The 20,310-nt window shown below is 65.7% G+C and carries 15 protein-coding genes; 11 read left to right on the plus strand and 4 right to left on the minus strand.

Going from position 1 to position 20,310, the window contains the following annotated elements; translation table 11 throughout:
- The first annotated feature begins 79 nt into the window (after nucleotides 1-79).
- The 5 genes from clpS (at nucleotide 80) to CBY09_RS18585 (ending at nucleotide 8,099) form a co-directional block, all read left to right on the plus strand.
- Nucleotides 80-448: an ATP-dependent Clp protease adapter ClpS gene (gene clpS / locus CBY09_RS18565; RefSeq protein ID WP_015013909.1), complete on the plus strand. Its 369-nt coding sequence runs from the start codon at nucleotides 80-82 to the stop codon at nucleotides 446-448.
- Nucleotides 449-505: 57 nt separating this feature from the next.
- A complete protein-coding gene (gene clpA / locus CBY09_RS18570) occupies nucleotides 506-2,854 on the plus strand; it encodes an ATP-dependent Clp protease ATP-binding subunit ClpA (RefSeq protein ID WP_094291043.1) in 2,349 nt (782 codons plus the stop codon).
- A 584-nt stretch (nucleotides 2,855-3,438) separates the two neighbouring features.
- Entirely contained in the window at nucleotides 3,439-4,746 is a 1,308-nt protein-coding gene (locus tag CBY09_RS18575; protein WP_094291044.1) for a dicarboxylate/amino acid:cation symporter, read from the plus strand.
- A gap of 90 nt (nucleotides 4,747-4,836) precedes the next feature.
- Nucleotides 4,837-6,756 carry a sensor histidine kinase gene (locus CBY09_RS18580; protein WP_094291045.1) on the plus strand — a complete coding sequence of 640 codons (1,920 nt, stop codon included), beginning with the start codon at nucleotides 4,837-4,839 and terminating at the stop codon, nucleotides 6,754-6,756.
- Entirely contained in the window at nucleotides 6,753-8,099 is a 1,347-nt protein-coding gene (locus CBY09_RS18585) for a sigma-54-dependent transcriptional regulator (RefSeq protein WP_094291046.1), read from the plus strand. Before CBY09_RS18580 ends, CBY09_RS18585 begins: the two co-directional genes overlap by 4 nt.
- Nucleotides 8,100-8,186: 87 nt before the next feature.
- On the opposite strand, the gene CBY09_RS18590 is transcribed toward CBY09_RS18585, so the two are convergent.
- Nucleotides 8,187-9,575, minus strand: coding sequence for a lytic murein transglycosylase (locus tag CBY09_RS18590; protein WP_094291047.1), 1,389 nt, complete (start codon nucleotides 9,573-9,575; stop codon nucleotides 8,187-8,189).
- Between the two features lie 234 nt (nucleotides 9,576-9,809).
- Here CBY09_RS18590 and sbcB point away from each other — a divergent pair, with 234 nt between their 5' ends.
- The 3 genes from sbcB (at nucleotide 9,810) to CBY09_RS18605 (ending at nucleotide 14,044) form a co-directional block, all read left to right on the plus strand.
- Entirely contained in the window at nucleotides 9,810-11,255 is a 1,446-nt protein-coding gene (gene sbcB, locus CBY09_RS18595; RefSeq protein WP_094291048.1) for an exodeoxyribonuclease I, read from the plus strand.
- 154 nt (nucleotides 11,256-11,409) lie between these two features.
- A complete protein-coding gene (locus CBY09_RS18600) occupies nucleotides 11,410-12,657 on the plus strand; it encodes a cystathionine gamma-synthase family protein (protein WP_094291049.1) in 1,248 nt (415 codons plus the stop codon).
- A gap of 43 nt (nucleotides 12,658-12,700) precedes the next feature.
- Complete coding sequence (locus CBY09_RS18605; RefSeq protein ID WP_094291050.1) at nucleotides 12,701-14,044, plus strand: protein kinase domain-containing protein; 1,344 nt, start codon at nucleotides 12,701-12,703, stop codon at nucleotides 14,042-14,044.
- Between the two features lie 57 nt (nucleotides 14,045-14,101).
- Here the strand turns inward: CBY09_RS18605 and CBY09_RS18610 are convergent, their stop codons facing one another.
- Nucleotides 14,102-14,653 carry a YdeI/OmpD-associated family protein gene (locus CBY09_RS18610; protein ID WP_094291051.1) on the minus strand — a complete coding sequence of 184 codons (552 nt, stop codon included), beginning with the start codon at nucleotides 14,651-14,653 and terminating at the stop codon, nucleotides 14,102-14,104.
- Nucleotides 14,654-14,756: 103 nt separating this feature from the next.
- Nucleotides 14,757-15,095 carry a DUF2004 domain-containing protein gene (locus tag CBY09_RS18615; protein ID WP_094291052.1) on the minus strand — a complete coding sequence of 113 codons (339 nt, stop codon included), beginning with the start codon at nucleotides 15,093-15,095 and terminating at the stop codon, nucleotides 14,757-14,759.
- 415 nt (nucleotides 15,096-15,510) lie between these two features.
- On the opposite strand from CBY09_RS18615, the gene CBY09_RS18620 reads away from it, so the two are divergent.
- The 3 genes from CBY09_RS18620 (at nucleotide 15,511) to CBY09_RS18630 (ending at nucleotide 17,788) form a co-directional block, all read left to right on the plus strand.
- Nucleotides 15,511-16,017, plus strand: a complete 507-nt coding sequence (locus CBY09_RS18620; RefSeq protein WP_094291053.1) for a hypothetical protein — start codon at nucleotides 15,511-15,513, stop codon at nucleotides 16,015-16,017.
- Nucleotides 16,018-16,146: 129 nt separating this feature from the next.
- The gene (locus CBY09_RS18625) at nucleotides 16,147-16,770 is read left to right on the plus strand and encodes a superoxide dismutase (protein WP_094291054.1); all 624 of its coding nucleotides are present in this window, start codon (nucleotides 16,147-16,149) and stop codon (nucleotides 16,768-16,770) included.
- A 199-nt stretch (nucleotides 16,771-16,969) separates the two neighbouring features.
- On the plus strand, nucleotides 16,970-17,788 hold the full coding sequence (locus CBY09_RS18630; protein ID WP_205734175.1) for a ZIP family metal transporter: 819 nt from the start codon (nucleotides 16,970-16,972) through the stop codon (nucleotides 17,786-17,788).
- Nucleotides 17,789-17,997: 209 nt separating this feature from the next.
- On the opposite strand, the gene CBY09_RS18635 is transcribed toward CBY09_RS18630, so the two are convergent.
- Nucleotides 17,998-20,277 carry an EAL domain-containing protein gene (locus CBY09_RS18635; RefSeq protein ID WP_108723931.1) on the minus strand — a complete coding sequence of 760 codons (2,280 nt, stop codon included), beginning with the start codon at nucleotides 20,275-20,277 and terminating at the stop codon, nucleotides 17,998-18,000.
- Nucleotides 20,278-20,310: the final 33 nt, after the last annotated feature.

Raw genomic sequence — 20,310 nt, forward strand, 5'->3', positions numbered from 1 at the left:
CTTTATGGAGCCATGGCTTGAAAAATACCGGGTCAACTCCCAACTTCTTCAGCGGCAGCCCCCCGCGCGGGTCGCTAGAATGATTTTCATGGCAACAAAACCACCTTCACCCCCCACCGCGCCGCCGGTTACACGGCCAGCGCGGGATGATGGCGGTTCGGTCGTGCTCGAAAGGCGCACGCAAAAGACCCAGCCGCCCCAGATGTACCAGGTGGTCATGCTCAATGACGACTACACCCCCATGGAATTCGTCATCGTGGTGCTGCAGGAGTTCTTCAGCAAGGACCGCGAAACAGCGACCCAGATCATGTTGAAGATCCACCTCGACGGAAAAGGCGTTTGCGGCGTGTACTCCCGCGATGTCGCTGCCACCAAGGTGGAGCAAGTGCTTGACGCCGCCCTCAAGGCGGGCCACCCACTGCAATGTGTCAGTGAGCCTGTTGAATAACAGGTCTTTGATCCCGAAATACAGTTATCCCTTCCACGCAAGCACAAAGGAGTTCACATGATTGCCCAGGAACTGGAAGTCAGCTTGCACATGGCCTTTGTTGAGGCCCGCCAGCAGCGCCACGAATTCATCACCGTGGAGCATCTGTTGCTTGCATTGCTCGATAACCCCAGCGCAGCGGAGGTGCTGCGCGCATGTTCGGCCAATATCGATGATCTGCGTTCATCGCTGTCGAATTTCATCAAAGACAACACCCCCCAGGTCGCCGGTACCGACGAGGTGGATACACAACCCACGCTGGGCTTCCAGCGGGTGATCCAGCGCGCCATCATGCACGTGCAGTCCACGGGCAATGGCAAGAAAGAGGTGACGGGTGCCAATGTGCTCGTGGCCATCTTCGGCGAGAAAGATTCGCACGCCGTGTACTACCTGCACCAGCAGGGCGTGACGCGCCTGGATGTGGTCAATTTCATTGCCCACGGCATCAAGAAAGGCGAGCCGCCAGAACCTGCCAAGGCCGAGAACCAGGCCGAGGGCGAAGAAGGTGGCGGTGGCGAACGCAACGAAAAGGCCTCGCCGCTGGAGCAGTTCACCCAGAACCTGAACCAGGCGGCCAAGGACGGCAAGATCGACCCGCTGATAGGCCGCAACTACGAAGTCGAGCGCACGATCCAGATCCTGTGCCGCCGCCGCAAGAACAACCCGCTGCTGGTGGGTGAAGCCGGTGTGGGCAAGACTGCGATTGCCGAGGGCCTGGCCTGGCGCATCACCCAGAACGACGTGCCCGAGATCCTGGCCGAGGCCACGGTGTATTCGCTCGACATGGGTGCGCTGCTGGCGGGCACCAAGTACCGGGGTGATTTCGAGCAGCGCCTCAAGGGCGTGCTCAAGTCGCTCAAGGACAAGCCCAACGCGATCCTGTTCATCGACGAGATCCACACCCTGATCGGCGCGGGTGCTGCCTCGGGCGGTACGCTGGATGCATCCAACCTCTTGAAGCCAGCGCTTTCCAGCGGCCAGCTCAAGTGCATCGGTGCGACCACCTTCACGGAATACCGTGGCATTTTCGAAAAGGATGCCGCGCTGTCCCGCCGCTTCCAGAAGGTGGACGTGGTCGAGCCCAGCGTGGCCGAGACGATCGACATCTTGAAGGGCCTCAAGAGCCGCTTCGAGGAGCACCACAGCGTGAAGTACGCCGCTGCGGCACTGCAGGCAGCAGCCGAGTTGAGCGCCAAGTACATCAACGACCGCCACCTGCCCGACAAGGCCATCGACGTGATCGATGAAGCCGGTGCCGCGCAGCGCATCCTGGTGCCCAGCAAGCGCAAGAAGACCATTGGCAAGGCCGAGATCGAGGAGATCGTGGCCAAGATCGCGCGCATCCCGCCCGCCAATGTCAGCAACGACGACCGCAGCAAGCTGCAGACGCTGGAGCGCGACCTCAAGAGCGTGGTGTTTGGTCAGGACAAGGCCCTCGAAGTGCTCGCTTCATCTGTGAAGATGGCACGCTCGGGCCTGGGCAAGGGCGACAAGCCGATTGGTTCGTTCCTGTTCAGCGGCCCCACCGGCGTTGGCAAGACCGAAGCGGCCAAGCAGCTCGCCTACATCATGGGCATCGAGCTGATCCGCTTCGACATGTCCGAGTACATGGAGCGCCACGCTGTGAGCCGCCTGATCGGCGCGCCTCCGGGCTATGTCGGTTTCGACCAAGGTGGTCTGCTGACGGAAGCCATCACGAAGAAGCCGCACGCGGTGCTGCTGCTCGACGAGATCGAGAAGGCGCACCCGGACATCTTCAATGTGCTGCTGCAGGTCATGGACCATGGCACGCTGACGGACAACAATGGCCGCAAGGCCGACTTCCGCAACGTGCTCATCATCATGACCACGAATGCTGGCGCCGAGACCATGAACAAGGCGACCATCGGCTTTACCAACCCGCGCCAGGCGGGCGACGAAATGGGCGACATCAAGCGCCTGTTCACGCCCGAGTTCCGCAACCGGCTGGATGCCATCGTCAACTTCAAGGCCCTGGACGAGCAGATCATCCTGCGCGTTGTGGACAAGTTCCTGCTGCAGCTGGAGACGCAACTGGCCGAGAAAAAGGTGGAAGTCACCTTCACCGACCAGCTGCGCAAGCACCTGGCCAAGAAGGGCTTCGATCCGCTCATGGGCGCACGCCCGATGCAGCGCCTGATCCAGGACACCATCCGCCGTGCGCTGGCCGACGAGTTGCTGTTTGGTCGCCTGACCGAAGGTGGGCGCCTGACGGTGGACATCGAGATGAAGACCGACGACAAGGGGGTGGAAACGCCCGAGGTGTTGCTCGACATCCAGCCGCTGCCTAAGAAGGAGCGGTCTGCCAAGTCCGAGCCTGCCGAGCCGGAAGAGGCCACGGCAGACTGATTGCTGGCGAGTCCCAACCCGCTGTCTCAACCTCAGCGTCAAAGCCGGCCCTTCGGGGCCGGCTTTTCTTTTTGCTGGTGTGCTGTAGGGGGGGCGGGAGGCTGGGAAAACGCAGGCAGGGTCTGGGCGGAAAGTGGGCCAGCGCGCCCCTGGCCGCAACCTGCGGCGGAGCCCGTGCGGGTTGTGTAGGTTGATCATCGCCCTGGCTCGTTCGGAATTCCGAATGCACGGTGGTTGGGTTGCTCGGAAAGCCGAACCTTAAGGCTGCGCGTGCGCTCAGCTTTTACAGGCAAATCAAGGACTTGCCGCAGGGTCGGCGCCTGGCACATTGCGTGCAATGACGGTGCCAGGCCGCGCCCGACGCGGTCAGCCACTCTGGGGGAGACAAGCCTTGCCACAAGCCATTCACCGCGGGCGCGCCCATGCGCCCGGTTCCCGTCTGCGGCCGACATCCCGTCCACCCGGGTGAGCGCAGGTGTGCTCGCTGCGTTGCGCAGCTGTGCCGATTCCGCTGGAGGTGCGGCCGTAGCCGGGTTGGACTGTTCGGCCGCTCCATGTTCGCTTCATCCATTCACACACATCGCATGAAACTCAATCGCTTGACCACGATGGTCATCCTGGCCATGGTTCTGGGGGTTCTGGTCGGCTACGCCTGCCACGCATGGGCGCCCACGCCCGAGGCTGCCAAAGAAATCGCGGGCTACTTTGGCCTGCTCACCGACATCTTCCTGCGCATGATCAAGATGATCATTGCGCCCCTGGTGTTCGCCACGCTGGCCGCAGGCATGGCCAGCATGGGCGATTCGCGCACTGTGGGCCGCATCGGCACGCGTGCGGTGGTTTGGTTTCTGGGGGCTTCCCTGATCTCGCTGGCTCTGGGGCTGGTCATTGCCAACCTCACGCAGCCTGGCAGCGCCTTGTCCATCCCCTTGCCCGAGGCGGGCACCTCCACGCAGCTCAAGACCGGAGCGCTGAACCTGCGGGACTTCATCACCCAGGTGTTCCCCAAGAGCATCGTGGAGTCGATGGCCAACAACGCCATCCTGCAGATCCTGGTGTTCTCGCTGTTCTTTGGCCTGGCGCTCGGGCATCTGCACAACCAGGCCGCGCGCTCGCTGGTGGCCACGCTCGACGAGGTGGTCCATGTGATGCTCAAGGTCACCGACTATGTGATGCGCTTCGCCCCCGTGGGCGTGTTTGGTGCGGTGGCTGGCGCCATCACCACCCAGGGCCTGGGCATGCTGGGGGTGTTTGGAAAATTCATGCTCAGTTTCTACCTGGCCCTGGCGGCCCTGTGGCTGGTGCTGGTGTGCGCGGGCTACCTGGTGCTGGGGCGCGACGTGTTTCGCCTGCTCAAGCTGATCCGCACCCCTATGCTGGTCGGCTTTTCAACGGCGAGCAGTGAATCGGTGTACCCCAAGCTCATGGAACAGCTCGAAAAATTCGGTATCAAGCCCAAGGTAACAGGGTTCGTGCTGCCGCTGGGGTACTCGTTCAACCTGGACGGCTCCATGATCTACACCACGTTTGCCGCCATCTTCATTGCGCAGGCCTACGGGATCGACATGCCGTTGTCTGCCCAGATCACCATGTTGCTGGTGCTCATGGTGTCGAGCAAGGGGATTGCGGGCGTGCCCCGCGCCTCGCTGGTGGTGGTGGCGGCCGTGCTTCCCATGTTCCACCTGCCTGAGGCGGGTGTGCTGCTGATCCTGGGCATTGACCATTTCCTGGACATGGGGCGCACGCTGACCAACGTGCTGGGCAACGCCATTGCGACAGCCGTCGTGGCTAAGTGGGAGAACGCCATCGATCCCGTGCCAGAGGCACTGGCAGAGCGCGAAGAGATGCTGCCCGCAGCGGGCGACGACGAGGTGCAGCCCCGCGTGGCCTGATCCTTCTCACGCCGCCCGGAGGTGGCCTGCCGCCGCCCCTGGGATGAGCGGGCGGGGCGCAGGGGGCTCGCTGCTAACATCCCACCCCCCATGCCTTTGCCCCGATCCTTGCGCCTGTTCACGGTCCTGCTGTTGCTGGCCGGAGTGGGGCTGAGCGGCGGGTTGGCCTACCTGCTGGCCCAGCGCCTGGGGCAGGCGCAGATCCAGGCCACGGGCCTGCACCGGCTGGAGCTGTACACGGCCAGCCTGCAGCGCGAGATCAGCAAGTACGCCTTTCTTCCGGGCACGCTGCAGCTGGAGCAGGAGGTGCAGACCTTGCTGTCGGCCTCCGCGCCGGGCCGTGGGGCAGACAGCGTCAATGCCTATCTGGAGCAGCTCAACGAGCGCGCGGGCACGCTCTCCATCTATGTGATCGACCTGCAGGGGCAGGTGGTGGCCACCAGCAACTGGCGCCGACCCGACAGCTTCATGGGGGAGGACCTGCGCTTTCGGCCCTATTTCCGGGATGCCCTGAGCACGGGCAGCGGGCGGTTCTTTGGCATCGGCACCACGCGCGGGGAGCCGGGGTATTACCTGGCGTCGGCCCTGCTCGACGGCAACCGCACCGTGGGTGTGGCTGTCACCAAGGTCAGCCTGGAGCAGCTGGAGCAGTCCTGGTCCACGGTCGAGGCGCCGGTGATCGTGACCGACGAGAACGGCGTGGTGATCCTGGGCTCCGTGCCCGACTGGAAGTTCACGGCGCTGCGCCCCCTGGACGACGCCACGCGCAAAGCCTTTGACCAGACCCTGCAATACAACCGAAAGGCCCTCACGCCCCTGGGCATGAAGGTGCTGAGCGACCTGGACCAGGGCGCGCGGGTGGTTCGCGTGGCGCGCGAGGGCACCGAGATGGCCTCCGTCTACCCCGTGACGGGACGGTTTCTGACCCAGTCACGCGCGCTACCGGGCACACCTTGGACACTGACCGTGTTCTCGCACCTGGCCCGCGCCGATGAGGCAGCGCAGAGCGATGCCCTGATTGCCACCATCGGTGCGGCCTTTGTGGCGCTGCTGGGCTTCATGCTCAACCAGCGCCGCCGCCATGAGCGCGACCGTTTGCGCGACCGCCTGGCCGCTCGCGAGGCACTGCAGGCCGCGCACGATGAACTGGAGCGCAAGGTGCAGCAGCGCACGGCCGATCTGTCGCGCACCAACGAGCGCCTGCAGTCTGAAGTTCAAGAACGCATCCGCGCCGAGGGCACGCTGCGCGCCGCACAGAACGAGCTGGTGCAGGCGGGCAAGCTGGCGGTGATTGGCCAGCTCTCCACCGGCGTGGCGCATGAGCTGAACCAGCCGCTCACCGCGCTGCGCACCCTGTCGGGCAACAGCGTGCGGTATCTGGAGCGGGGCGACTTGCCCACGGTGCGCGTCAACCTGGAGCGCATCGCCCAGCTGGCCGACCGCATGGGCCGCATCACCGGCGAGCTGCGGGCCTTTGCCCGCAAATCGACTGGCGAGCCTCAGCCCGTGCCACTGCGCGCCGCGCTCGCCAACGCGCTGGCGGTGCTGGAGCCGCGCATCCAGCAGACTGGCGCCCAGGTGCTGCTGGACCTGGCGGAGCCCGAGCCTGTGGCCTGGTGCGATGGCAACCGCCTGGAGCAGGTGCTGGTCAACCTCATCAACAACGCGCTGGATGCGATGGCGGGAAGCACTGCCTTGCGGGTCGAGATCCGCTGCGAGCAACTGGCCACAGCAGAGGGTGAGCAGGTACACGTGCAGGTGCGTGACCTGGGCCCAGGCCTTACCGACGAAGCCCTGGCGCACCTGTTTGAGCCGTTTTTCACCACCAAGGGCTCCGGCGACGGGCTGGGCTTGGGGCTGGCCTTGTCGGCCGGCATCGTGCGCGAATCGGGCGGCACCCTCACCGGCGCCAACCACCCCGACGGTGGCGCTGTGTTCCACTTGGCCTTGCCCGCAGCCCCCCGTCCAGATTCGGAATCAGCCCCGGAATTTTCCCCCGACCGCCCATGACCCCCGACCTCAAGGTCCTCATCGTCGAAGACGACCCCGACATCGTGCTGGGCTGCGAGCAGGCCCTGCAGCTTGAAGGTATCGCCACCGAAAGCGCCCCCAGTGCCGAGCTGGCCCGCCTGCGCCTGGGGCGCGACTACCCCGGCGTGGTGGTCAGCGACATCCGCCTGCCCCAGATGGATGGCATGGCATTCTTGCAAGAGCTCATGGCTGTGGACCCGGAGCTGCCCGTGGTGCTCATCACCGGCCATGGCGACATCTCCATGGCCGTGCAGGCCATGAAGGATGGTGCGCACGACTTCATCCAGAAACCTTTTGCCCCCGAGCAACTGGTGCGCGCCGTGCGCCGCGCACTCGACAAGCGCCGCCTAGTGCTGGAGGTGCGCCAGCTGCGCAGCCAGCTGGCGCAGCGTGATGTGATCGAGCGCCTGGTGATGGGCCGCGCCCCCAACATGCAGCGCCTGCGCGAGGTGCTGGCGGGCCTGGCGGCCAGCACGGTGGATGTGCTCATTCACGGCGAAACCGGCACCGGCAAAGAGCTGGCCGCCCGCTGCCTGCACGAGGCCAGCCCGCGCAGCAAAGGCCACTTTGTGGCCATCAATTGCGGCGGCCTGCCAGACACCCTGTTCGACAGCGAAATGTTTGGCAACGAGGCTGGCGCCTTCACCGGTGCGGGCAAGCGCCGCATCGGCAAGATCGAACACGCCAGCGGCGGCACGCTGTTTCTCGATGAAATCGAGAGCATGCCCCTGGCCATGCAGATCAAGCTGCTGCGCGTGCTGCAGGAGCGCGTGCTGGAGCGCCTGGGCTCCAACACGCTCATCCCCATCGACTGTCGCGTGGTGGCAGCCACCAAGGTGGATTTGCTGGAGCTGTGCCGCCAGGGCAAGTTCCGCGAAGACCTGTATTACCGCCTGAGCGTCGCCACGGTCGAGTTGCCCCCGCTGCGCGATCGGCGCGAAGACGTGCCGCTGCTGCTGGAGCATTTTGTGATGGCCGCCGCCGCCCGCCACCAGCGCCCCGTGCCCGAGCTGCCCGCAGGCCAGTTGCACCAACTGCTGGGCTACCACTGGCCCGGCAATGTGCGCGAGCTGCGCAACGTGGCTGAGCGCGTGGTGCTGGGGATTGCCGCAGGCGCCGCGCCCTTTGCGGGGGCTGCGGGCGACGCCGGTGACGCAGCGCAACCCCAGGCCCTGGCGGCTGCGGTAGAGACGTTTGAGCGCACCCTGATCGCAGAAGCCCTGCGCCAGCAGGGCGGCAGCCTGGCCCGCACGGCCGAGGCCCTGCGGGTGGCCAAGACCACCTTGCACGACAAGATCCGCAAATACGGCCTGGGCTCCTGATTGCCGCCGTGCCCGCTGCCCTGGCGCCAGTCCGGTCGATCAAGCCGGAGAGGGACAGGGCGCTGCGGCTGCTCCTGAAACCTGTTCTTACTTGGCAGGCGCGCCGCCCACCAGGCCCTGCAACAGCTCCAGCGTCGGATAACCATCGGCCACCAGGCCCTGGCTTTGCTGGTACTGGCGCAGCCCGGCGCGGGTGGCGGGGCCCAGCACGCCGTCGGGGGTGCCGGTGGCAAAGCCACGCGCATTCAGTGCCGATTGCAGCTGGCGTGTTTGCTCGCGCGACAGGGGCTGCAGGTTGCGCGGCCAGTCGGCCACCACACCGGGGCCGCCGTCCAGGCGCTGGGCCAGCAGGGCCACGGCCAGTGCGTAGCTGGTGGAGTTGTTGTAGCGCAGGATGGTGCGGAAGTTCTGCCCCACCAGAAACGCCGGGCCGCGTGCGCCCGCAGGCTCCAGCACGGCGGCCGATGCCAGGGTGGGCAGCGGGCGGCCATCCATGGTTTGCAAGCCCTCTGCCGCCCACTGGGCCGCGCTTTGGCGCACAGTCAACTCGGCGCGCACATGGTCAAAGCCCAGGGGCAGGCGCACTTCGGCGCCCCAGGGCTCTTGCGATTGCCAGCCCGCATCGGCCAGAAAGCGGGCCGTCGATGCCGCCACATCCGGGATGCTGCCCCAGATGTCGCGGCGCCCGTCGCCGTCGGCATCCACCGCATGGGCCAGAAACACCGACGGCAAGAACTGCGTGTGCCCCATGGCCCCGGCCCAGGATCCCAGCATGGCTTCGGGAGCAATATCGCCCAGGTCGATGATGCGCAGCGCCGCCAGCAGCTCGGCCTGGGCCCAGGCACGGCGGCGGCCTTCGTAGGCCAGGGTGGCCAGCGCGTCCACCGTGCGGAAGCTGCCAAAGTTGCTGCCGTAGTTGCTCTCCATGCCCCAGATGGCGGTGACCACGGTGGCAGGCACGCCGTAGCGCGCGGCAGCGGCCTCCAGGGTGGGGCGGTGCTCGCCCAGCTTGACCTGGCCCTGGGCCACGCGCTGGGCTGATACGGCGCTGTCGAGGTATGCCCAGGGCGTGCGCGAGAATTCGGGCTGAGCCCGGTCCAGCTCCACCACGCGCGGCTGCCACTGCGCCTGGCCCAGCACATCGCGCACCGTGTGCGGCGCAATGCCCGCCGTCAGGGCCTGTGTTGCAAAGGCGGTGCGCCAGGCGGCAAAACCGGCGGCGTGGTCATCGGCCCCGGTTGCCGCGGTGGTTGCAGCGCCTGTGGTGTCTGTGGCTGCAGGTGCCGATGGGGTGCTGGGACTGGCGGGCTTGGACGGCGTGGGGGCCGGAACCGCTGCGCAGCCCGCCAGCGCCAGGCCCACAAGCCCGGCCGTGAACCAGACCGCGAGTGGCGCGGGCCGCACAGAGGGAGAGGGCGAACGCGGGGGCAGGGGGGCGGTGGTGGTGGTGGTGAATTCAGGGTGAGGGCAATGCATGCGCCATTGTCCCGTGCAGCCATGCCATTGCCCGGGCGCAGGTGTATCACGGCGTGAATGCCTGTGAGCATGCGGTGGGCTGCCCTGCAGCCGTTGGGTATGTATTGCTATTATTTATATAGCTATAAAGGCATGATGGACAGGCGGTGAGGGCCTAAAAAGCCTGTAAATCCGGTTACAGTTGCGCCTCCACCCCGCCTGCATCCCGCCTCGCCCCCTGTTTGCCCACCGACCATGGCTGCCCACACCTTCCTCTGGCACGACTACGAAACCTTCGGGGCCAACACGCGCCGCGACCGCCCGGCGCAGTTTGCCGCCATCCGCACCGATGCCGACCTCAACGAGATCGGTGAGCCGCTGATGATCTACTGCCAGCCGGCCAACGACTACCTGCCCGACCCACAGTCCTGCCTCATCACCGGCATCACCCCCCAGCTCTGCCTGGAAAAAGGCCTGCCCGAGCGCGAGTTTGCCAACCGCATCGAGGCCGAGTTTGCCCAGCCCGGCACCATCGGCGTGGGCTACAACACCATCCGGTTTGATGACGAGATCACGCGCTTCATGTTCTGGCGCAACCTCATCGACCCGTATGCGCGCGAATGGCAGAACCAGTGCGGCCGGTGGGATTTGCTGGACGTGGTGCGCATGACCTACGCGCTGCGGCCCGACGGTATCCAGTGGCCCAAGAAGGAAGATGGCACGCCCAGCTTCAAGCTCGAACACCTCTCCAAAGCCAACGGCCTGCTGCACGAAGCCGCGCACGATGCGCTGTCGGACGTGCGCGCCACCATTGCGCTGGCACGCCTCATTCGCCAGCACAACACCAAGCTGTTTGACTTTGCGCTCTCCCTTCACAAAAAAGACCGCGTGGCCGCCGAGCTGCGCCTGCCTGCCACGGCCATCACGGCGCGGCCGTTTCTGCATGTGTCGGGCATGTTCCCGGTGGAGCGCGGCTGCCTGGGCGTGATGTGGCCGCTGGCCAGCCACCCCACCAACAAGAACGAGCTGATCGCGTGGGACCTGGCCCACGACCCGCGCGAGCTGGCCGCGCTGAACGTGGACGACATCCGCCTGCGCATGTTCACCCGCACGGCCGACCTGCCCGAAGGCGTCACGCGCCTGCCCATCAAGACCATCCACCTCAACAAGTCGCCCATGGTGGTGGGCAATGTGAACACCCTCACGCCCGCGCTGGCGCAGCGCTGGGGCATTGACCTGGCCCAGGCCGCGCAGCACGCCGAGGTGGCGCGCAGTCTGCCCGACATGAGCGGCATCTGGCCCGCCGTGTTCGCCCGGCCGCAAGAGCCCGCGCCCGATGTGGACCAGGACCTGTATGGCGGCTTTGTGGGCAACAACGACCGGCGCTATCTGAACGACCTGCGCAGCATGTCGGGCGCCAAGCTCGCCACCGCCCGCACGGGCTTTGACGACCCGCGCCTGACCGAGCTGGTCTGGCGCTACCGGGCGCGCAACTTTCCGCAAACCCTCACCCCCGAAGAGCAGCAGCGCTGGGAGGCGCACCGCGCCGCCTGCCTGTTTGACGGGCAGGGCGGGGCGCGCACGGTGGAGCAGCTGTTTACCGAAATCGACGAACTCTCGGAGACCGCCGACGACGAGCGCACGCAGGACATCCTGGGGGCCTTGTACGATTACGCCGAACACATCGCACCGGAAAGGTAGCCCCCTGAGGCGCTGCGCGCCTTCCCCCGGAGGGGGACGCACCCAGTGGCCTGGCAGAGCCAGTTCCACGGGTGCGCTAGCGTTACGAGCACGCCGGTATTTATCGTCTTGCCTTGCATGCAGACCAGTAGAAACAGAGCAGCCGCAGATTTTTATGACGACACCGCAGAACCAAAGCTTCACCACCCAGATCGTGCATGCCGACCGCCTGGGTGGTGCCGAGCAGGGCGCCATCCACCAGCCCATCCACACCTCGGTGCAGTACGGCTACGAAAAGGTCGAAGACCTGATCGCCGTCTTCCAGGGCACGGCCAAGGGCGGCTTCAACTACGCGCGCCAGGGCACGCCCACTACGGCGGCGCTGGAGGCCAAGATCACCAAGATGGAGCGCGGCCACGGCACCATCGTTTTCTCCACCGGCATGGCGGGCATCTGCGCCGTGTTCCTCACGCTGCTCAAGGCGGGTGACCACCTGGTGGCCAGCCAGTTTGTGTTTGGCAACACCAACAGCGTGCTGGGCACGCTGGCCGACCTGGGCGTTGAAGTCACCACGGTGGACGTGACCGACGCCGCCAACGTGGCCGCCGCGCTGCGCCCCAACACCCGCATGGTGTTTGTCGAAACCATTGCCAACCCCGGCACCCAGATCCCCGACCTGGAAGGCATTGGCGCGCTGTGCCAGCAGCGGGGCGTGCTGTATGTGGTGGACAACACCGTGGCCTCGCCCTACCTGTTCCGCGCCGCCACGGTGGGCGCGGGGCTGGTGGTCAACTCGCTCACCAAAAGCATCGGCGGCTTGGGCGATGCGCTGGGCGGCGCCATCACCGACACGGGCCTGTACGACTGGTCGCGCTACCCCAACATCTTTGCTGCCTACCGCAAGGGCGACGCCAAGGGCTGGGGCCTGCAGCAGCTGCGCAAAAAGGGCCTGCGCGACATGGGTGGCACGCTGTCGTCCCACGCCGCCCACCAACTGGCCCTGGGCGCCGAAACCCTGGCCCTGCGCATGGACCGCACCAGCGCCACGGCCCTGGCGCTGGCGCAGTGGCTGGAGGCCCACCCGGCCATCGCGCGCGTGCACTACCCCATGTTGCCATCGCACCCCCAGCACGCCTTTGCAAAAAAGCACCTCAAGGCGGGCTCGTGGCTGCTGTCCTTCGAGCTGCGCAACCCCGACCAATGCCTGCCCGTGTGCAACCGCCTGCAGCTGCCCATCAAGGCCACGGGCCTGGCCGATACGCGCACGCTCATCATCCCGGTGGCCCACACCATCTTCTGGGAGGCCGGCCCCGCCGTGCGCGCCACCATGGGCATTGCCGACAGCATGATCCGCCTGTCGGTGGGCCTGGAAGAGGCGGAAGACCTGCTGGCCGATTTTGAGCAGGCGCTTGCCGGAGCCTGACGACCCGCCGCCTTCACTGCCCACCCTCACCGGGAGCCCCGCCATGGCCACAGCCACCTCCGCACCGCCCGCCAACATCGGCAAGTACCGCATCGAGCGCGAACTGGGGCGGGGCGCCAGTGGCATTGTTTACCTGGGGCTCGACGGCTTCCGGGGCCGCAAGGTCGCCATCAAGCAAACCCATGCCCACCTGCTCAAGGTGCCCGAGCAGGCCGAGCGCTACCGCAAGCTGCTGCGCAACGAGGCCGCGCTGTCGGGCCGCCTGCGCCACCCCAACATCGTGCGCCTGCTCGATGCCGACGAAGAGGCGCTGCCCCCGTACCTGGTGCTCGAATACGTGGACGGCCAGCCCCTGTCCGACTTTGCGACACCCGACACGCTGCTGCCCATGCCTCAGGTGCTCGACATCGCCTTCAAATGCTGCAACGCGCTGGACTACGCCTGCCGCGAAGGCCTGGTGCACCGCGACATCAAGCCCGCCAACCTCATGCTGGCGCGCGACGGGGATGTGAAGCTGACCGACTTTGGCGCCGCCCTGTCATTGCGCAGCGATGCGACGCAGCTGTCGGGCCTGGTCGGCTCGCCGTCGTACATGTCGCCCGAGCAGGTGCGCGAACACGACCTCACCCACCACAGCGACATGTTCTCGCTGGCCGTGGTGGTGTACGAGCTGCTCACCGGCCGCCGCCCGTTTGATGGCGACACCGACTTCGCCACCCTCTACAAGATCAGCCACGAAGCCCCCACACCCCCCAGCCTGCTGCGCGCGTCGCTGCCACCGCATGTAGACGAGGTGCTGCTGCGCGCCCTGGCCAAAGACCCCGCCGACCGCTTTGCCACCTGGCCCGACTTTGCCCAGGCCCTGCTGGCCGCCCACCGGGGGCTGCCGCGCCAGCGCTCGCAAGACACCGAGGCCGAACGCTTTGCCCGCCTGCGCGCACTGCCGTTTTTTGCAGACTTTCACGACGTGGCCCTGTGGGAGCTGATGCGCCTGGGCAGCTGGCGCCGCCTGGAGCAGGGCACCGTGCTCATGCGCGAGAACACGCCCGGTGATTCGTTCTGCATCCTCATCGAAGGCCAGATCGCCATCAGCCGCCAGGGCTGGAACCTCAGCACCCTGGGCCCCGGCGTCACCCTGGGCGAGATGACCTACCTGCGCCCCGACAACAAGATGCGCACCGCCACCGCCGTGGCCGAAACCGAGGTGCTGGTCCTCAAGGTGCGCAACCCCGCACTGCGCGAGGCGTCGGAGGACTTGCAATCGCGGTTTGACAAGGCGTTTATCAAGCTGCTGGTGGGGCGGCTGATTGCGACCAATGAGCAGCTGGCCGAGTGGGAGCTGGTGGCTGCGCCGGGTGGGGGGATGCAGGAGGGGCTGGGGGATTGAGGGTCGGCTTTCAGAAGTGATTGGATGCTCGGGTTGACCATAACGAGCCCAACGTTCTTACTCTGCCGCCTTGGGCGCGCTAAGGCTTTTGCTGTAGAAGCCTGATTGATCAAAGCAGCAGACGCGTTTTTCGCCTGCCGCCAGCTTGTCGCAGGCAGTTTCCACTCGACTTTTGCGGGTTCTCGCCTGCTTCGCGGATTCAATCCAGTGAATCCAATCAACACGGGCAATGGTTGTCGTGGCATTCCAAACCGCCTTGGCTTCCGGGGCGGCAGAAAGAGCTTGTTGAAAATCCGGGGGCAGCGTTGGTTCTGGCTCGTTTTCCACTGGAGCGAGCTTTAACGTAACCATGTCGCCGATTTCTGCACCAGAGGCTTCGCGCAATGCGTTGTCAACCTTCAACCAGTGGCTCAGTTGACCGTCCGGCTCAAGCGTTGCCTGAAAAGAATGGCCGTTAATGGTCCCTTCCACGCTCGTTCGCCCACGTCGGGGTAGTTTTTCACTTACGGACTTTGGCAAAACCAGAAACGCCCAAGAATGCTCGTCACCTGAAGTGGTTGGGCGGAGCAGTTTCGTTGTGAATTGCGAGCTGTCTGTAGCTTGGTTCATAGAGTTACCAAAAAGACTGACGGACAAAGTAAGCTGCCCGCCTTCGGCGGGTCAGCTTGACTGCCGGGTTAAACATCGCTTTGGTTGATTGATGTGTAAGCAATTAACTTTCCATCGACACTTCTTCAACTGAGCCAGTTTCATCAAAACGAACACTCATGACGTAGTCAGTTACATCATCGGGGAGCGTAAAGTCAAGAACTTCTATTTCATTCTCATCATCGCCCCAGTGAGATTTGAGTTGAAGAATATCCAAAACTTTCTTTGGCTCCGGAGTTGACGTGCCCAAATGCTTGAGCCAATAAGTCGATTCTAGTTCTTGTATGTGATGGGTCGCAAACATCGTTGCTCCAAATTCACCATCTTCTGTTCCAAAGGTGCTCTTGATTGCTTCTAGGGCGATATTTTCTCTTCTTTGAATTTCAGCTGCTACAGAGGTCATTTGATGCTTCTTGTGAAAATGTCTAACGTAATTTGGGCTGTAAAACCTGCGGGATATTCTGGACTGTGCGGGATATTCCGAGAATTCATTCCTCCTGAAAGCGGTTTGCAGCCGTTTGGTTACTCAAATATCCAGGTATAAAAATTCTGGGAAACCCGGCAGGGTTTGATTGCACAAACTATAGCTTGCGAGCGGGTAGGGCCTGAGCCCTCCATTAAGCAACTTTCAGGTAACGAGCAAGCTGGGCCATGAGCCAACGTGGGCCTCCCATTCCCCGAGTGCGCACGTCAATCCACCACGCAGAGGCACGCTTTTCCCAACCCAGTTGGACATTGCAAATGCAAATCGTTATCATCTAATGGCCTGAGTACGCCACACCCCGTCCACCGCAAAAGGCTCCTCCAGGAGTTTTGCGATGGACCTGATGGGCACCCCCACCCACCCCCACACCCCTGACTGCGCAGCGACCCCCGCCGGTCTGCCGCCGGTCCCCGCCACCTTGCCGCAGTGGGAGCGCACCATGCAGCGCGCCCGCGCCGCCGGGCAGATGGGCCAGATGGTCATGGCGCTGGCGTTTGAGCAGCAGGCACTGGCACTGGCGTTGCGCCTGGTGCAGCAAACGCCCCCGGCGGGGCGCGAAGACGATTGCATTGCGGCCCTGGTGGTGTCGCACCTGAATGTGGCCGACTTACAGGTGCAGGCGGCCGAGACCGATGCGGCGGCGCGCTTGCTGGGCCGGGCCCACGGGCTGCTGCAGAGCCTGGTGGCGGATGGCCGGTGTGGCGCCGCGCTGCGCCAGGCGGCGTGGCGGCATGGGCGCGAAACGCATGCCGCCTTGCTGGCCCATGTGCGCAGCCATGGCCCCCATCCCGCCATTGCCCAGGCGCTTGCCGGGGGCGGGCTGGCTGGCCTGTCGTCCTGACGGCGAACCGGCCGCCTCGCCGCTGTGGCCCGGCTGGCGTGGTTCCCCCTTCTTCCCACACCGGCCAGCGTAGCCCGCACCGGATGTTGTTCTTCCTTTCTTCCTCCTCCCAACCCGATCGAAAAAACCATGCCCTACACGCTGCCTGCCTTGCCCTATGCCTACGACGCGCTGGAGCCGCACATCGACGCGCGCACCATGGAGATCCACCATGCCAAGCACCACCAGACCTACATCAACAACCTGAACGCCGCGCTGGAGGGCACGCCCCATGCCGATCTGCCCATTGATGAGCTGGTGGCGCGGCTGGTGCTGCTGCCCGAAAACCTGCAGGGCGCCGTGCGCAACAACGGCGGCGGGCACGCCAACCACAGCCTGTTCTGGCGCGTGATGTCGCCCCAGGGCGGCGGGCAACCGCAGGGCGAGCTGGCGCGTGCCATCGATACCGACCTGGGCGGTTTTGCCGCGTTCAAGGATGCGTTCACCAAGGCGGCGCTCACGCGGTTTGGCAGTGGCTGGGCCTGGCTGTGTGTGGGCGCGGCGGGCCAGCTGGTGGTGGAGAGCACGGGCAACCAGGACAGCCCCCTGATGGCAGGGGCGATGTCGGGCAACACGCCCATCCTGGGGCTGGATGTGTGGGAGCACGCCTATTACCTGCAGTACCAGAACCGCCGCCCCGAGTACATCGCGGCGTTCTACAACGTGATCGACTGGGCCGAGGTGGCCCGCCGCTTTGCGCTCGCGCGGGCGTGACCGCCTTGTACAGCGATTCCTGTCCCTAGACCCGCCTGTTGCCCACACCGGAGCCGCCGCCATGCAGATGCCGCCCACTTCGCCCGACACCGCCTTGGAATCCCCTGCGCTCACCGCTGAAGGTGTGACCCCGCCCGCAGGGCGCGCCGTGGCTTTGCGCTGGCGGCAGTGGCTGGGCCTGGGCATTGTGTTGCTGGGCATGGTGGCCGCCGCTGCCCAGGCGTGGCAGTGGATTGCCAGCCAGCCCACGGTGGAGGCGGCTTGGTGGGGCGGCCTGGTGGCCGCGCTGGCCACCGCTTTGGGCACGCTGCCGGTGCTGTTGTCGCAGCGCCTGTCCGAGCGCGCGCAGGACACGCTGTTTGGCTTTGGCGCGGGCGTGATGCTGGCGGCCTGCGCGTTCTCGCTGATCATCCCGGGCATCCATGCGGCGCGCGGGGCGGGGGCGGGCGCCTGGGGTGCGGGCGCCACGGTGGGCGGGGCCATTTTGCTGGGGGCGCTGGTGCTGCTGTGGATGGAGCGCCTGCTGCCGCACGAGCATTTCATCAAGGGTGTGGAGGGCGCCCCGGCGTCGCTCACGCTGCAGCGCACCTGGCTGTTTGTGTTTGCGATTGCGCTGCACAACCTGCCCGAGGGGCTGGCCATTGGCGTGGCGCATGCGGGTGGCGACCCGCTGCGGGCCAACGCGCTGGCCGCCGGCATCGCCATCCAGGACGTGCCCGAGGGCCTGGTGGTGGCCATGGCGCTGCTGGCGGCGGGCTACCGGCGCGCAATGGCGGTGGGGCTGGGCATGGCCTCGGGCCTGGTCGAGCCCGTGGGCGCCGTGCTGGGGGCGGCTGTCGTCAGCGCATCGGCCAGCCTGTTGCCTTGGGGGATGGGGTTTGCGGCCGGGGCCATGCTGTTTGTGATCAGCCACGAGATCATCCCCGAGTCGCACCGCAAGGGCCACGAGGCCTGGGCCACGGGCGGGCTGATGGTGGGGTTTGTGGTGATGATGCTGCTGGATACAGCGCTGGGTTAATTTGTTTGCTATGTATTTAATAGCTATCGGGGTATGGTGGTCGCGCGCAAGGGCCTGTTTTGGCTTGAAATTTTCTGTCAACAAGAACCGTTCGGGCTGAGCCTGCCTGCGCCTCGCGCGGCGCTTCGACAGGCTCAGCGTGAACGGTTTGTATTTTTGAACGCATACCGTTATCAGCGCCCGGGACGCCGGTGGCCGATGGCAGGCGCTCAGTGCGCCACGGTTTCCAGCAGCAATTCGTCGATGGGGGCGGGGCGGCCCAGGGCGTATCCCTGGGCAAAGTGCACACCCAGGCCGGTCAGCAGGTCCACGATGGCCTGGCTTTCGGCAAACTCCGCCACGGTCTTCTTGCCCATCAGGCAACCGATCTCGTGGATGGACTTCACCATGGCAAAGCTCACGGGGTCGTCGGCCATGTTCTTCACAAACTGGCCGTCGATCTTGAGCGTGTCCACCGCCAGCTCGCGCAGGTAGGCGTAGGAAGACAGTCCGCTGCCAAAGTCGTCGAGCGCGAACTGGCAGCCCCGCGCGCGCAGGGCCTGGAAGAAGCGGTTGGCGGCTGCCAGGTCGCCCATGGCGGCGGTTTCGGTGATCTCGAAACACAGGCGGTCGCAGCGCACCGGGGTCTGGTCCATGGCCTGCAGCACCTGGCCCAGGAAGGCGGCGTCGCCCACCGACTGGCCCGAGAGGTTGATGCTGCACAGCTCCACCCCCTCCTGGTGTTCGGCCATCCACGCCAGGGCCTTTTTGATGACCCAGCGGTCCACGCGGGCGGCCAGCTGGTAGCGCTCCACGGCGGGCATGAACTCTCCGGGCGAAACCAGGCGGCCATCGGCCGTGCGCATGCGCAGCAGGATCTCGCAACGCAGGCCACGGCGCTGGCTGTCAGGGGCCGCGCCCAGGCCGATGATGGGCTGGCCGAACAGCTCGAACCGGTCGTGCTGCAGGGCGTCTTCGATGCGGCTGACCCATTCCATCACGCCATAGCGTTGTGCCAGTGCCGGGTCGTTCTCGGCATAGACATGGATGCGGTTGCGGCCTCCGTCCTTGGCCACGTAGCAGGCGCTGTCGGCCGCCTGCAGCAGGGCGCCCACGCTTTCGGTAGCGGCGTCGAGCGTCACCGCCCCGATGCTGACGCTCACGCTGAACACATGGTCGCGCCACACAAAGCGGAACGCGGCCAGTTCCTGCTGCATGCGCTCTGCCACCTGCAAGGCCTGCTGCAGATCCTGCTGCCACAGCAGGATGCCGAACTCGTCGCCGCCCAGGCGGCACAGCAGGTCCTGGGGCTGCAGGTGGGCCAGAAACAGGCGCGCCACCTGCCGCAGCAGTTCGTCGCCTGCGGCATGGCCGCAGGTGTCGTTGATCACCTTGAAATTGTCGAGGTCGAGGTAGCACACGCAGTGGCGGGCCGTGGCATCGCGCGTGGCGGCAAAGGCCTGGGCCAGCAGGTGCTCGAACGCGCGGCGGTTGCCCAGACTGGTGAGCGTGTCGTGCAGGGCCTGGAACTCCATTTCGCGGCTCAGCCGGCTGGCCTCGGTCACGTCACGAAACACCAGCACCACGCCGTCGGCATCGCCACCGGGGCGCAGCAGGGGGGAGGCCGACAGATCGATCAGCAACGGTGCGCCCGCCTGTGGCGTGCATCGCAGCTTCGCATGGAACTGGGTAATGCCTTGCTCCAGTGCGCGGCCCACCAGGTCGGAGGCTGTGTCGGTGCCGGGCTCGGTGCCCAGGCCCAGCACATCCTGGTGCCTGCGCCCGCAGGCGGCGGCCAGCGGCCAGCCGGTCAGCGCCTGGGCGGCGGGGTTGAGGTATTGCACCAGCCCCGCAGCATCGGTGGTGACCACGGCATCACTGATCGATTGCAGGGTCACCTGCAGGCGCTCTTTCTGGTGCACCAGCGCTTCTTCGGCCTCGCGCCGCGCGGTCATGAAGCGCACCCGGTCCAGCGCCACGGCCAGATGCCCGGCGGTGGCCTGCATCAGCGCGACCTGCCAGGGCTTGGGCGGCCGCACGCCTTCTTCGTCGCCATAGGTGCCCATGCCCAGTGCGCCCAGGCGCTGGTCGGCCATGACCAGCGGCACGTTGACGATGGTGCGGTTGTGCAATGCCGCCACCACGGCCTTGTTGGTGCGCGGGTCGGTGCGCGCGTCTTCCACCACCACAACGTGGGTGGCCTGCATGATTTCTTCGAGCAGCGCATCCCCCTTCACGGGGATTTTCATGGTCTGCAGCTGGCGGCTCAGGGCGCTTTCTTCTCCGCTGGTGGTGTGCGTGAGGAAGTCGAGCATCCCCGTGGCCTCGTCGAAAAGCGCCAGCCAGACATGGCGATAGTCGAAAACGCTTTCGCCCATGGGTTTGACGGCTTCCAGCACGTCGGGCAAGGTCCAGGCGCGCTCCAGGCGTTTGCACAGCTGGAGCAGGGCCTCGGCGTGTTGGCGCCCTTCGGCTTCGTGGGGTGCTGCGGGGTGGTGGGGCAGGGTCATGGAGCGTGGTGGAAGGCGCTTGTCAGGGAGGTC

The sequence above is a fragment of the Acidovorax kalamii genome, from assembly GCF_002245625.1.
GTDB classification, from domain to species: Bacteria; Pseudomonadota; Gammaproteobacteria; order Burkholderiales; family Burkholderiaceae_C; genus Acidovorax; species Acidovorax kalamii.

Coding starts and splice junctions, on each gene's coding strand:
- CBY09_RS18620 (WP_094291053.1), top strand. CDS start 15,511: ATGGACCTGATGGGCACCCCCACCCACCCCCACACCCCTGACTGCGCA.
- CBY09_RS18630 (WP_205734175.1), top strand. CDS start 16,970: ATGGTGGCCGCCGCTGCCCAGGCGTGGCAGTGGATTGCCAGCCAGCCC.
- CBY09_RS18580 (WP_094291045.1), top strand. CDS start 4,837: ATGCCTTTGCCCCGATCCTTGCGCCTGTTCACGGTCCTGCTGTTGCTG.
- CBY09_RS18610 (WP_094291051.1), bottom strand. CDS start 14,653: ATGAACCAAGCTACAGACAGCTCGCAATTCACAACGAAACTGCTCCGC.
- clpS (WP_015013909.1), top strand. CDS start 80: ATGATTTTCATGGCAACAAAACCACCTTCACCCCCCACCGCGCCGCCG.
- CBY09_RS18635 (WP_108723931.1), bottom strand. CDS start 20,277: ATGACCCTGCCCCACCACCCCGCAGCACCCCACGAAGCCGAAGGGCGC.
- CBY09_RS18600 (WP_094291049.1), top strand. CDS start 11,410: ATGACGACACCGCAGAACCAAAGCTTCACCACCCAGATCGTGCATGCC.
- CBY09_RS18605 (WP_094291050.1), top strand. CDS start 12,701: ATGGCCACAGCCACCTCCGCACCGCCCGCCAACATCGGCAAGTACCGC.
- CBY09_RS18625 (WP_094291054.1), top strand. CDS start 16,147: ATGCCCTACACGCTGCCTGCCTTGCCCTATGCCTACGACGCGCTGGAG.
- CBY09_RS18575 (WP_094291044.1), top strand. CDS start 3,439: ATGAAACTCAATCGCTTGACCACGATGGTCATCCTGGCCATGGTTCTG.
- CBY09_RS18615 (WP_094291052.1), bottom strand. CDS start 15,095: ATGACCTCTGTAGCAGCTGAAATTCAAAGAAGAGAAAATATCGCCCTA.
- clpA (WP_094291043.1), top strand. CDS start 506: ATGATTGCCCAGGAACTGGAAGTCAGCTTGCACATGGCCTTTGTTGAG.
- CBY09_RS18585 (WP_094291046.1), top strand. CDS start 6,753: ATGACCCCCGACCTCAAGGTCCTCATCGTCGAAGACGACCCCGACATC.
- CBY09_RS18590 (WP_094291047.1), bottom strand. CDS start 9,575: ATGCATTGCCCTCACCCTGAATTCACCACCACCACCACCGCCCCCCTG.
- sbcB (WP_094291048.1), top strand. CDS start 9,810: ATGGCTGCCCACACCTTCCTCTGGCACGACTACGAAACCTTCGGGGCC.